9 protein-coding genes are annotated in these 13276 nt (G+C 72.0%); 1 reads left to right on the forward strand and 8 read right to left on the reverse strand.

The annotated features are described in order from the left end of the window. Positions 1-90: 90 nt before the first annotated feature. The 7 genes from CMC5_RS02625 to CMC5_RS02655 form a co-directional block, all read right to left on the reverse strand. A complete protein-coding gene (locus tag CMC5_RS02625; protein WP_050428933.1) occupies positions 91-3963 on the reverse strand; it encodes a response regulator in 3873 nt (1290 codons plus the stop codon). A gap of 186 nt (positions 3964-4149) precedes the next feature. Next, the gene (locus CMC5_RS02630; RefSeq protein ID WP_245678249.1) at positions 4150-5238 is read right to left on the reverse strand and encodes an isocitrate/isopropylmalate dehydrogenase family protein; all 1089 of its coding nucleotides are present in this window, start codon (positions 5236-5238) and stop codon (positions 4150-4152) included. A gap of 16 nt (positions 5239-5254) precedes the next feature. Next, positions 5255-6367: an alanine dehydrogenase gene (gene ald, locus CMC5_RS02635; RefSeq protein ID WP_050428934.1), complete on the reverse strand. Its 1113-nt coding sequence runs from the start codon at positions 6365-6367 to the stop codon at positions 5255-5257. Positions 6368-6655: 288 nt separating this feature from the next. After that, positions 6656-8299, reverse strand: a complete 1644-nt coding sequence (locus CMC5_RS02640; protein ID WP_169796436.1) for a DUF4388 domain-containing protein — start codon at positions 8297-8299, stop codon at positions 6656-6658. Between the two features lie 25 nt (positions 8300-8324). Beyond that, positions 8325-10490, reverse strand: a complete 2166-nt coding sequence (locus CMC5_RS47195; RefSeq protein ID WP_245678250.1) for a diguanylate cyclase domain-containing protein — start codon at positions 10488-10490, stop codon at positions 8325-8327. A 5-nt stretch (positions 10491-10495) separates the two neighbouring features. Continuing rightward, complete coding sequence (gene dapF / locus CMC5_RS02650) at positions 10496-11287, reverse strand: diaminopimelate epimerase (RefSeq protein WP_050428937.1); 792 nt, start codon at positions 11285-11287, stop codon at positions 10496-10498. Next, on the reverse strand, positions 11284-11628 hold the full coding sequence (locus tag CMC5_RS02655) for a DUF167 domain-containing protein (protein WP_050428938.1): 345 nt from the start codon (positions 11626-11628) through the stop codon (positions 11284-11286). The genes dapF and CMC5_RS02655 overlap by 4 nt, the downstream gene beginning before the upstream one ends. A gap of 149 nt (positions 11629-11777) precedes the next feature. Here CMC5_RS02655 and CMC5_RS02660 point away from each other — a divergent pair, with 149 nt between their 5' ends. Beyond that, positions 11778-12596: a hypothetical protein gene (locus tag CMC5_RS02660; protein ID WP_050428939.1), complete on the forward strand. Its 819-nt coding sequence runs from the start codon at positions 11778-11780 to the stop codon at positions 12594-12596. 67 nt (positions 12597-12663) lie between these two features. On the opposite strand, the gene CMC5_RS02665 is transcribed toward CMC5_RS02660, so the two are convergent. Then, positions 12664-13257, reverse strand: coding sequence for a hypothetical protein (locus CMC5_RS02665; protein ID WP_050428940.1), 594 nt, complete (start codon positions 13255-13257; stop codon positions 12664-12666). Positions 13258-13276 lie beyond the last annotated feature (19 nt).

Below are 13276 nucleotides of genomic sequence, written 5' to 3' on the forward strand. Positions count from 1 at the left end.
AAATCAGGGGGGCGACCCTCGGGAGGGTGGGGGCCGGAAAACCAGGGGGGCGACCCTCGGGAGCGCAGGGGCCGAGAGGCGCCTGCTCGGTCAACGCCGCCAGGGGGGTGCGAGGCGGAGGCGGGTCATGCGGCCCGCTTTGACCTGGATGAAGCGCACGCGTTCCTCGCCGCGCAGCCGCGCGCGAACCTCGTGAGCGCCTTCCTTGGGCTCGATCGACGCCCGGACCGTGCCCTTGCCGAGCAGGCGGCCGTCGATGAAGACCTCGTCGTTGGGACCAGCGACGATCTCGACGAGGCCCTGGCCCGCGGGGAGCTTCTGGTCGGCCGGCAGGGGCGCGTCCTCCGGGAGCACCGGGTTCTCGAGGGTGTCCCCCGGGCTGAGGGGCTCGGTGGCGGCGGACGACGCGGGCTCGGCCGGGGTCTCCGGTGCGGGCTCTTCGAGTTCGGGCACGGGGGCCGGCGCGGACGGGGGCACCGTCGCCTGGAGGTCGCGCTCCCGGGCGAGGCGGGCGCCCACGGCGAAGACGAAGGCAGCGACCGCGAGCAGGACCCACATGGTGGTGCGGCTCTCGCGCGGCGTCTCGGCCGGGGCCGGCGCCGGCGGCGACGGTGCGAATGCCGACGGCTTGCGGACCCGGCGCGGCGTGGGCGACGGCGTGAGATCGGGCGGCGGCGCCATGCGGTGGTTCGCCGGCAATGCCGTCTCGAGGACGGGCGGCGGCGTGAGGGAGCCCAGCGTGGTGAGCGGCCGGGGCGCTTGCGGACGCTCGTCACGCGCCGGCGCAGCGGCTGCGGCTGGCGCGGTCGGCGCGGTCGGCGCGACAGGAGCGCGGGTCGCCTCGGGAGCTGCGGGCGCAGGAGCGACTGGAGGCAGCACGGTGACCACGGGCGGGAGTCGGGTGCCCTGAACGGCGTACGCCGCCGTGGCGCTGGTCCCATGGGCGCGGTTCGAGGTGCCCACCACGGCCACGCTCGGGGCGCTCCCGGCGCTCGAGCCGTTCATCGCGCTCGACCTGCTGGCGACGCTCGACGTGCTCGCAGCGCTGGCGACGCTCCCGGCGCTCGCTGAGTTCATCGGCTTCGAGGTGCCCGCGGCGCCCGCGGCGCCCGCGGCGCCCGCGGCGCCCGCGGCGCTCGCGCCAACCGCAGGGGCCGGCGAGGGCTGCGCGGCCAGCGGCGAGACCGGCGTGGCGCTGGTCTGTACCTCGGGCGCCGGGCCGACCAGGGTGGTGCGGTGCGCGGTGATCTCGTCGAAGCCGTCGTCGTCGGTGGCCTGCGGCTCGGGGGTGATCTCGCGCGGCGGCAGGTTGCCGAAGGGCTCCCAGGGGCGGGTCAACCGCGGGCGCGTGCCGTGCTCGTCGTCACCGAGCTCCTCGATGGCGATGTCGCCGGAGGTCGCGTCGTCCTCCTCGAAGGCGTGCGATGCGCTGAGGACCTCGCCGCTCTCCACCACCTCCACGTCGCCGTCGACGAAGGGCGCGCTGAAGGGGCCGTCGCTGAAGGGCGCCTCGACGCTGTCGGCTTCGTGATCGGCGAGCGCGCGCTCCATGGGGGTGAAGTCGGGCGGCGGGGGAAGCTCGGCCGCGTTGCTGGTGCGGCGGCGGCCACGGAGGACGTCGGCCTCCCGGGCGATCGCGGGCGCGAGGAGGTCCTCGCCGCTGCGATCGAGGATGCGGCTGACGCTGCCATGCGCGGCGGCGTCGCAGAGGACGTCCTCGAGGAGACGGGCCGGGGCCTGGCCGCCCGCAAGGAGGGCGCGCGGGGAGGCGCCGGCGATGAGACGGCGGAGCAAGGCGCGCGCGGGCTCCGGGGTGGCGTCGACGTACGAGGAGAGGCGCTCGCCGTCGATGACGACGCGCTCGACCTGGGTGAGGCCAGGGCCAGCGAGGAGGCGCTGGGCGCCGCGGGCTGCCGCGATCGCGGGCAGGAGCTGCTCGGCGAGGGGCGCCTCGAAGCCGGGGCGGGCGGAGGGCGGCGGCGCGTCGGCGTCGTCGGTGGGGCAGACGGCGAAGCGGCCCGAGCCCACGCCGAGCAAGGCGGCGAGCACCGAGGGGCCGCGCTGGAAGGTGCCGTCGGGCGCGGTGCGGGTGGCCGAGGTGGGGCGGCCGCCGTGGATCTGCACTTCGTAGAGGAAGGCGGCGTCGCGGACCATGACCCGCGACTCGGGGCGGCGGGCGCAGGCGAGGGCGAGGAGGGTGCGGGTGGTCATGCCGTCGAGGCGGCCGCGGGTCTCGCCACCGGCGGCGATGCGCTGGGTGACGCGCTGGCGCGGGCGGAGGACCTCGCTGACGCGCTGGACGATGGCGGCGGCGCTGGCTTCCTTGCGGAGGTAGCCGTCGGCGTCGGCGCCGAGTTCGCGGAGGCGCTGGAGGAGGTCTTCCTTCCAGGAGAGCAGGATCACCGGGACGTCGCGCAGGACGACGTCGCGCTTGAGGGCGCGGCAGAGGGCGAAGCCGTCGAGGTGCGGCATGACCACGTCGGAGACGACGAGGTCGGGGCTCGCCTGGAAGGCGAGGTCGAGGGCGCGGGCGCCGTCGTGGGCTTCGAGGACATGGGCACCCGCGGCGCGGAGGACGCCGGCGAGGAACCAGGTGACGGCGGGGTCGTCGTCGGCGACCACGACGGCGAGGCCTTCGAGGGAGATGCTGGCGCCCGGGGTAGCGTCGCTCGCGGCGCGCTGGATGGGCGAGATGCTGGACTGGGGGCGGCCCGCGGTGGCGCGCACGGCGCGCGCGTTCGGGGTGTGGAGGTCGGGACCGAGCCAGGGGGCGAGGGGGAGGGCGCCTTCGGGGCCGCGGGGGGAGAAGCGGACGGTGCCCTGGGAGCGGATGGTCACCAGGTCGCGGATGCGGGCGACGGCGCCCCAGAGGGCACCGAGGACTTCGGCGCCTTCGCCGAGATCGACGCGGGCGCCGCGGCCGCGGGCTTCGGCGGCGTCGCAGAGGCCGCGGCGCAGCTCTTCGGCGAGGCGGGCGCCGAGCTGGTCGAGGCTGACTTCACCGAGCGGGGCGCGGGTGACCTCGCCGCGGACGTAGGTGGCGGCGGCCTCGGCGGCGGCGCGGCGGAGGGTGTCGGGGGACGCGGGGCGGGGGAGGGCGCGGGCGACGCCGAGGGTGAGGAAGGGGGCGGCGTCGTCGGGGCGCGCGAAGTGGCCGACGACGATGATCGGGGTGGCCTCGGTGAGCGGGTCGCTCATGAGGGCCTCGACGAGGGCGCGGGCGCCCGGCAGCTCGGCGTCGAGGACGAGCAGGTCGGGGGCGACGGCGCGGGCGAGGTCGAGGGCGGTGGTGGGATCCTCGGTGCGCTCGACCTCGAAGCCCGCGGGCTCGTCGGTGAGGGCGTCGGCGAGGGGGGCCGGGCCGACGACGAGGGCCGTGAGGGAGGCCATGCCCTCGACGAGGCCTTCGTCCCAGCTCGCTTCCCCTGCGCGGGTGAAGGCGCCGTGGGGGGAGAGGAGCGTCGCAGCGTCGCCCGCGGATCCCGGGACGAGGGGAGGGTTCTGGAAGGAGCGCGGCGAGGCCTGGGCGCCGTCGGGCCTGGCGCCGCCGCGGGTGCCGGCAGCGCGCGGGTGCTGTTCGCCCAGCGCGGCCTGTCCCCAGGCGAGGGCGGGCAGCTCGTCGAGGGTGGCGCGCAGGGTGGTCAGCTCGGCCTCTCGGAGGATCTCGCCTTCGCCGGGGGCGTCGATGAGAAGCTGGGCTTCGCCCACCCGGTCGGCGAGCTTGGCGAAGCGGAGCAGCCGGGCCGCAGCGCCGAGGGCATGCAGCCTTCGTCCCAGCTCCTCGCGGAGCACGGCGGCGTGTGGCTCGGCCTCCACCTGGGCGAGGGCCGCCCGGAGTTCGGTCGCTCTCCGGCCGAGGTTCGCCACGAATTCGGCCCGGGCACCGCCCAGACGTTCGTGGCGCGCCTCGGCGGGCGCGCTCTGTTGGAGTTCCTTGGGATCCACCGCGGTCAGTGCGCCCATCGAGGCTGCCGTATCACAGGCGCTCCGGGTGGCTGAATTTTCGGCGGATCGCGGGGGGGGTCGCGGGGGTCACCGGGCCGGCGTCGCGATGGACGTCGTGGCCGTGAGGGCGAGGCCGTGGGGTTTGATGAAGGGGGTGGGATCACCAGGCCAGGGTCGCGACAGCGACCCCGGGAGTGACCTTGTTCACAATTCGGCGGCGACGCGCTCGCGCAGCCAGGCCGCGGCGGCCTGGGTGCCGAGGGTGCCTCCGACGTCGACGGTGCACTGGCCCTCGTCGACGGCCTGGGTGACCCAGCGCTCGATGCGCTTCTCCTCGTCGGGCCACCCGAGGTGCGCGAGCATCATCCCGACCGTCAGCAGCGCCGCGAACGGGTTGGCGATGTCCTTGCCCGCGAGCGGCGGCGCCGAGCCATGGACCGGCTCGAAGAGGGCGACCCGCTTCGGATCCGAGGCGTGCACGTTCGCACTCGCCGCCATCCCCAGGCCTCCCTGAAACGCCGCGCCCAGATCGGTCACGATGTCGCCGAAGAGGTTGTTCGTGACCACGACCTGGAACTTGGACGGGTCCTGGATGAGGTAGAGGCAGAGCGCGTCGACGTAGACGTGGTCGGAGCTGATGTCGCCGTACTGGGCGCGGACCTCGTGGAAGACCCGCAGCCACAGCTCGTGCGCGTGCCGCATGGCGTTCGACTTGTCGGCCATGGTGACGCGGGTGCGGCCATGGGACCGGGCATACTCGAACGCCGCGCGGATGATCCGCTCGACCCCCTTGCGGGTGTTGACGTCCTCGTTGATCGCCACCTCGTCGGGCGTGCCGCGCTTGAACTGCCCGCCCATGCCCACGTAGATGCCCTCGGTGTTCTCTCGGAACACGACGAGGTCGACGTCCTTCGCCCCCCGACCCTTCAGCGGTACCAGCTTGTCGCTGAGCGCCTTGACGGGCCGGATGTTGGCGTACAGGTCGTAGCCGAAGCGCATGCCGAAGAGGATGTCGCGCGCGTGCTCGAGGCCGGGCACGCGCGGGTCACCCAGGGCGCCGAGCAGCACGGCGGAGCACTCGCGCTGGATGGCGATCTGGATCTCCTTGGGGAAGGTGGTGCCGTCCCGCAAGAAGCGGTCGGCGCCGAGGTCGAGCTCCCACAGGTCGATGGGCAGGCCCGCCTTGTCCCGGTACACCTCGAGCAGGAGCTTCGCTTCGCGGGTCACAGCGGGGCCGATGCCGTCCCCGCCGATGATCGCGATCTTCTTTCGCTTTGACTTCTCGGATCCCACGAGCACCCGCTCCCGATCAGCCCAGCGCCCGCTCGACGGGCAGGTGCTCCATGCGGTGCGCCGTGGCCACCGGACCATAGGTGACGTGGCCGCCGTAGGTGTTGATGCCGAGCATCACGGCGGGATCCGCCTTGGCAGCCGCTTCGAGGCCCTTGTTGGCGATGGAGACGGCGTAGGGGACCGTGACGTTGGTGAGCGCCCAGGTGCTGGTGTGCGAGACCGCGCCCGGCATGTTGGCCACGCAGTAGTGGACGACGCCATCCACCTCGTAGGTGGGGTTGTCGTGGGTGGTGGGCCGGCAGGTCTCGATGCAGCCTCCCTGGTCGACGGCGACGTCGACGACGACGCTGCCCTTTTCCATGCGGCCGATGAGCTCGCGGGTGACGAGCCGCGGGGCCTTGGCACCGGGCAGGAGCACCGCGCCGACGACGAGATCCGCGCGCTCGACCGCCGCCTCGATGTTGGCCGCGTTCGAGTAGAGCGTCTCGATCGCACCGCCGAACACGTCCTCGAGGTAGGCCATGGTGTCGGCGCGGACGTCGAGCACGGTGACCTGGGCGCCCATGCCGATGGCGATGGTGGCCGCGTTGCGGCCGACGACGCCGCCACCGAGGATCACCACGCGCCCGCGGCGGGTGCCCGGCACGCCGCCGAGGAGGACGCCCTTGCCCCCGCGCTCCTTCTGGAGGCAGGAGGCGCCGACCTGGACGCTGATCTTGCCGGCGACCTCGCTCATGGGCCGGAGCAGCGGCAGCGAGCCGTCCGGGAGCTGGATGGTCTCGTACGCGACGCCCTGGACCCCGGTGCGCGCGAGCTCACGGGTGAGCTCTGCCTCGGCGGCGAGGTGGAGGTAGGTGTAGAGCACGAGGCCCTTGCGGAAGTAGGGGTACTCCGCCGGCAGCGGCTCCTTGACCTTGACCACCATCTCGGCACCCCATGCATCGGCCGCCGTGCCGACGATGGTGGCGCCCGCGCGCACGTAGGCGTCATCCGAGAGGCCGCTGCCCTCTCCAGCAGCGGTCTCGACGAGCACGCGGTGGCCATTGTCGACGAGTGCGCGGACGCCTGCCGGCGTCATGCCTACGCGGTACTCGCGTGTCTTGATCTCCTTGGGCACACCGATGAGCACGTTGACGAACTCCTCTCTTGGGCGGCGCCACCGCGCCGCGGCGGCGGACCATAGCAGAAGAGTCACACGGGAAATCTGCGGAAGATCACGACGCAGTGCGGCGAAAATGGCGGTGTTTTCTTCGTGCCGTGGTGAGGGTCTGCCGGCGTCGACGCGGGTGCGGGAGGCGAGCGCAGGCGGGTTGCGCCTCGGTGCAACGCCTCGTGTCGGTGCAACGCTTCGTGTCGGTGCGACGCTTCGTGTCGATGGAACGCCTCGCGCGATCGTCAGCGCGTCGCGCTCGCTGCCCTAGACTCCGGCGGCGGATTCCAGCGCCGCCCGGACCAAAGCGGCGATGTGGCCCGGGGCGGCGATGTCGAAGGAGCCCATCAGGCTCTCGGCGTCGAGGAGGAGGAGCTCGAGGGTCTGGCAGTGAGCCGCCAGGGCTTCGCCGCCGGCGTCGCTCAGGCGGATGACGGCGGCGGCGCCATGCAGGGCCAGGGGCCAGGTGGGAGAGAAGGCGTCCTCTGCGGGCAGGCCCATCAGCGAGAGTTCCACCCCATCACCGAGGCGGAGGACACCGAGCGGCCGAGGAAGGGACGCGCGCGGGGGCGGCTCTGCGGGTACGGTCGCGTCGGCGATGCGGCGGACGGCGTGGGCGAGGGTGGGGATCCGACGGCTGCTGGTCGCGATCATCAAGCTGGGGGGCGGGATGAAGCCGAGGCGCGTCAGGCGGCTGACGAGGGAGCGGAGAACAGGGAGCTGCTCGGGGGGCGCGAACGGGGTGGTGAGGTCGGCCAGGGAGACGCGCCGCACGCGGCCCTCCTGGAGGAGGCCGCGGAGGACCTCCAGGATGGTCACGTCGGAGGCGTTCACCTCGTCGAGAAGCTCGTCGAGGTGGTGAGGCATCTGGAGGAGGGTCGTCACCTGGGCCGCCACCTCGTCGCGCTCGGCCTGGGAAGGGACGGGGGGGCTGGAGCCGAAGCCGTACCGCGCGAGCAGCTCGGGATCGGCCGCGCGCAAGGTGGGCGGGACGGAGCTGGGGCGGCGCGGGGGGATGTCCTCGATGGTGGGTGGGGTGATGGTGGGCGGGGTGGGGGAGGCGAACTGGGCGGTGGGGAGGGAGACGGTGCCCGAGTCGGGGCGCGCCGTGGGGAAGCTGGAGGGGCGTGAGTCTTCGCCGCGGCGGGTGGGGGCCCCGGCGGTGATCGAGGGGGCGCCCGTCTCGCCGCTCCAGCCTTCGTCGGCCTGGGGCTCGTCGAGGAAGAAGGCTTCGCCGGAAGGGGCAAGCTCGACGCGGCGGCGCCGGGCCTCGTCGACCTGGCGCATGGCTTCGAGGAGCAAGGTGGAGGTCTGGCCGAGGATGCGGCGGACGGTGGCGGGCTCGCCCGGGGTGAAGGCGAAGTGGCCGTCACGCTCACCGAGGAGGCGGAAGAGGGCTTTTTCGCCTTCGAGTCGGCGGTAGACGGCGTCGATCACTTCGCCGGTGGCGAGGCGGACTTCACCGGCGCCGCTGGGGGTGGTGATGCCGAGGACGCCGCTGCGGCGGTTGATGGAAAGGAGCTGGAGGAGGTCGATGAGGGGGACCTGTTGGAGATCGCCCCGGGTCTCCTGCGCGCTGGGGTTGCGGGAGGGGCGCGGAGAGATCTCGGAGATGCGGGAGATGATGCGGTCGATGTCGCTGCGGGGGACGTCGTCCGGGCCGAGTTCGGCGGCACTGTCGACCAGGTAGAGGATGGGCATGTCCGCGAGTTCGGGGACGATGGCGAAGGCCTCCGAGAGGGCGCCATTGTCGTCGACGCCCTTGAAGGCGAGGATGGCGTCGGGCCGCCGCTTGAAGGCGAGCTCGACCGCCTCGAAGGCGTCATTGGCGTTGGCCACGGTGACGCCGCGCGCGCGGAGCGCAGAGGCGAGTTCGCCGAGGGCTTCGACGTCCGAATCGACCAAGAGCACCCTGCGCGACATAGATCTTTCTAACTCAGCCAAAGACTCGGAGGCCCGCGGCCCGGCCGATGCGTTCGGCCATGAAGTCCGCGAGCAGGGGGTCGGCGGCATGAACGCCGCGCATCAGGCCGTCGCGGCTCCTTCCCAGGAAGGCATAGGCGCCGTGCTCGGCGAGGATGCACAGCGCCTCGACGTCATCGCATCCGGGGATGGAGCGGATGTCGAGGGCGTGGAGGATGACGTCTTCGCGCGGCGTCCCGAGCGCGCCGCGCACCGCCGCGCCGAGGCTGAGGCCGGGGTGGTGGGCGACGACGATGAAGGCCGCGCCACCGCGCAAGGCGCTGCGGACGGCGGAGGTGGCGAGGGCGACCGCTTCGGGAAGCGCGAGCTCGAGGAGGCGTGGGGCGCTGATGGGGAAGGCACGAGGGGGGACGGAGCCGCCACCTCGGGCGGCCTCCGGCACGCTCGGGGGTGGGTCGGTCCTGTTCCCGGCAGCGGAGACGGTCGCGATGAGCGCGTCGGTGATCTCGGCGAGGGTGCGGGCCTCGCGGGGGAGCCGGTGCACGATGGAGTCCTTGGTGGCCTCGGCGCGGCGGCGGGCGATGCGGAGGAGCTGGGCCAGGTTCTGGCCGTCGTGGGGGAAGGTGGTGACGCCCATGAGGAGCCCCCGCGGGAGGCGTCCTTCCTGTTTGTCGCTGGCCGCGAGGCGCGCGACGACGCGCCGGTAGCAGGCGTGCGCGTCGAGGCCAGCGGTCTCGGGCATGAGCAGGTGGAACTCGTTCTCGTCGACGCGGGCGAGGATGTCGGTGTCGCGGGCGGCGTCCAGGAGGACGTCGGCGAGTTCAGCCGGGTCCATGGCGAAGGGACTCGGTTTGCCGGTGGGCGCTCCGCTCGGAGGGATCGAAGGCTCGGTCCACGAGGTGCGGACCCCGGGGGGTCCACTCCAGGCGGCGTCCACGTCGGCGCTCAGGGGGAGCTGGAGCTCGGCCGGGGGGGGCATCGGGATGCGGACCGGGGCGTCGGTGACGGAGGGCTCGATGAGGATGGTGGCGATGCTGAAGCGCCGACCGTAGCGCCGGGCCTTGTCGATCTCCCGGCCCGCCACGTCGACGTAGTAGGCGAACGAGTACGCGCTGGAGGTCGGGTCCTTCATGGCCGCGCCACCAGAGGCGCGGTCGCGCTCCCCGAGCAGGGCGAGCGCCGTGGTGGACTGCATCGCCAGGAGCTTGAGGAGGCCACCGAGCAGCGGCGCGCGCCTCGAGGGCGGCGCCAGCGGATCGCCCGCGAGCGCCGGCATGGAGGAGGAGGGGCGGGCGCTCTGCTCGGAGGACTCGGGTGCGGACGCTGGACCGTCGTCGCCGTGGGGATGAATGCCCTCGTGAGCGCCGGACCATGCCGGCTGCCCGCGCCCGCCCGGGGCGCCGTCGTCGAGGACCAAGGGTGCCGCTGCCGTCTGCAAGACGACGTGGCCAGCCGCCACCTTGCGCAGCGCCAGGGGCACCACGGCGAGGCGCTCCCGGCGCGCGTAGTCGAGCAGATCCACCTCGGTACCGAATGAAGGCGCCCGCTCGAGCGCGCCGATGGCTGCGCTGCGCATCAGCTCCGTGGTCCGGTCGCCGACGACGAGGTAGACCGCCACGCCAGCCGCGCCCGTCGACTCGGAGAAGATCTCGGCAACCTGCTGGGCGGCCGCGCTGCGGTCCCGCGCGTCCGAGAGGGCGGCGAGTCGTGCGATCCAGGTGGCCGCGCGCGAGGTGACTGCCGAGTCGCGCTCCAGGCGTGCCCGAAGGCCTCGCTCGGCGAGGCGGGTTCGCACCGAGCTCAGCGCGTTCAGCACCTCATCGCCGCCGAGGGGCATGAGGAACAACCCCGCACCTCCCAGGGCGAGCGCGTGCGCCCCGGCTTCCAGCTCGTCCTGATCGGCCAGCGCGAAGATCGTCGAGTCGGGCACCAGGGCCTTCAGGTGATGCACCATCGCCAGGCCCGCGCCGTCGTTGAGGCCCACGTCGACGAAGGCGATGTCGGGGACCTCGGTCTCGGCCAGGGAGATGCCCTCCGAGAGATCCTCGGCGACGACGAGGCGGTCGCTGGTGATCACGCGGGGTAGAAAGGCGCGGGTGTTCTCGTCGCCCACCACGGCGAGCACGGTCAGTCGCAGCTCGTCCGCGAGGCTGGCGGCCGCACCCCAGTCGCTGTTCATCGCCATCACGTACTCACCACCTGGCCGGTGAAGACACGGCGTGCCGGCCCACGCATGGTGATGGCTCGGGTGCCCGAGGCGACGGTGATGGTGAGTGCGCCTCCTGGCAGCACCACCTCGATGGGGGCTTCGTAAGGGGTGAGCCCCGCCTCGCACGCAGCCGCTGCCACCGCACAGGCGCCCGTCCCGCAGGCGAGCGTCCGACCCACACCGCGCTCCCAGACCAGGACCTCGATGCGACGAGGACCGATCATCCGGCACAGCTCGACATTGACCCCGGCGGGAGGTGCCATCGAGATCCGGGGTGCGATGGTGTCGATGGCGTCCTCCGGATGGCTCTCGAAGGTCACGGCGTGTGGGTTGCCCATGTCCACGCTGGTGAAGTGGTGTTCCCGGTCGTCCAGCCGCACGCTCAGCGGTTCTGTGAGCCGGGCGCAGCCCATGTCGACGGTCACCTCGTAGAGATCCGGCTCGACGACGACGACCTCACACCGTTTCTCTCCCGCGTCGGTGGCGACGCGAAGTCCCTCGGGCGGTACGGCAAGGCCCTGGGCGACGAGCCAGGCGGCGGCGCAACGGAGGCCGTTCCCGCACATCTCGGGGCGGCTGCCATCCGCATTCCACACCTCCATGCGCGCAGGTGATCGATCCAGGAGGAGCACGCCATCGCCGCCGATCCCAAGGCGCCGATCACAGAGCCGACGCACGCGTTCCGCGTTCAGGGGTAGGCCTTCGACGAGGATGAAGTCGTTGCCCAGCCCCTCCCACTTCTCGAATGGCGAAGCACGCCGGCTCATCGTCGCGCCCTTTCCAGACGCGCCCTCGTCTCCATGGCGTTGAGCCCGTGGACCGCGATCACCTTGCTGCGGCTGCTGGTCCCGACGGCGATCTCGATGTCCCGGTTCCTCACCTCCAGCGCTCGGGCGAGGAGCCGGATCACCTCGGCGTTCGCTGCACCATCTGCCGGAGGCGCCGTGACGGCCACCTCGAGCGAACCTTCGCGTACACCCAGGATGGTCGAGCGCGATGATTTCGGTCGTACCTGGACCGAGAGACGGACCCCTTCGGGACGATCAGTGATCGCCAGCCGTTCCCACGTGCCGATCCCCCCGCTGGCCTCCTCCTCCACCCTGCTCATCGTGCGGCGCCATGGTAACCTACTTTCGGTTGATGGCGTGATGGGTGGTGGCATCTGTGCTCGACCTCCGCGAATTTGGCGCCGACCAGACGAACCCGGTACGCTGCTAGGGCGCTGACCCGGACCCGGTCAGTTTCGGAGGTTCTCGGATGACTTTCCAGGCGAACAGGCCTGTCAAGGCGATGCCCACCACCCAGCTCAAGCGAGGCTTCGCGGCTGTGCTTCTGGCCCTGTCCGCAGGGGTGATCGCGCCCGCTTGCGCTGACAACGAGAGTTCTCTCTTCATCCGGGACTGCGTGCCGGCGGTCCCGACCGACCAGGGGTGCGTCACGCAAGACGCCTCGAGCGCCAGCGTCTACCTCTTCAACGGCAGGCTCGACCTGGCGTATCAGCCGGCTTACTCCTGCGCGCTGCGGGTCGGCAATCAGCTCGTGCAGCAGGGTACGAACACCCAGATCCGCACGGAGACCTCACGCATCTCTCTCTATGCGGCCGACGTCAGAATCACCGACGCGAGTGGGAACGCGATCACGTACGCGGATGGAAGCGCCGTCGCCTTCTCTGTCCCGCTGAGCGGCTTCATCGATCCAGGCTCGGGGACCTCGGCCGGGTACGGCTACGCCAACATTCTGATGATCGACCAGGCAGCCGGTCAGGCGATCGGTCGTTCCCTGGCCAGCGCAGGCGTCATCTCCACCGATATCCTCGTCGGGGTGATCGTCTACGGGCGCAGCCTGGGAGGGCAGGAGCTCGAGACCGTGGAGTGGTTCTTCCCCATCCAGGTCTGTCTTGGCTGCGCATGCACCGAGCCGGAGGGCTGCACCGCCGACGACGGGACCTCGGACGTCAGCCCCCCTTGCACCACGGATTCCCCCATCGACTGTCGCGTCGCCCAGGGAATCCCTGGCGGGGCGCGCACGTGCAGCGAGCGTATTGCAGCCGCTGCCCAGTACTACTCCCAGCTGTGAGGCGAGCGCGAAGACAGCCTGCTTCTCCAGGCGGGCTGTCTGGAACATGGCCTCGGCGGCATGGACGTCACTTCACGGGGGCGACTTCAGGCGACGGCCGGAGCGCGTTGATGAGCAGCACCACAGGCATCGTCAAGATCGCCAGATCGAGCTGAGCCCCGACGACGATCGAGGTCTCTCGGGAACTGCCCAGCCCTGCCCTGAATTGCGCGAGCAGTCCGCCGGCCATTCCATAGCTGCTGTGGAAGTTGTAGCTGCGACTTCCCCAGAAGATGGAAGCAGCGAGGCCTGGCTCGAACCCGTTTCCGTTCTCTGCAACGCGCCCGTAAGCGCCTCCTGAGAAGACGAGCGGCATCGTCTCCAGGACAGGAACCAGGAGAGCGGCCCCTCCTCCCAGCTGGAACTCATCGAACGCGTGGGTGAGCGCCTCGGCATAGGGGCCGAAGCCGAAGTCGTGGGCATCCTGGCGAAAGAAGAGGACGTCGCCACGGAGGCCGAGGTGGAAGGCCGTATTGTCCCAGACGCGGCGCTCATTCCCTCGGCCGGCCATGCCGATGGTGACTGCTGCCGTGGCCTGAGGTTCGGCGCTTGCTCGACCGCCATGGGCGAGGACGACGAACGAGGTCGCGCTGAGGGCGACGAGGAGGCGCGCCATGGGCATCGCGACGTGATGCTACTCA

Origin of the sequence: Chondromyces crocatus (assembly GCF_001189295.1) — a bacterium.
Classification (GTDB): Bacteria; Myxococcota_A; Polyangia; order Polyangiales; family Polyangiaceae; genus Chondromyces; species Chondromyces crocatus.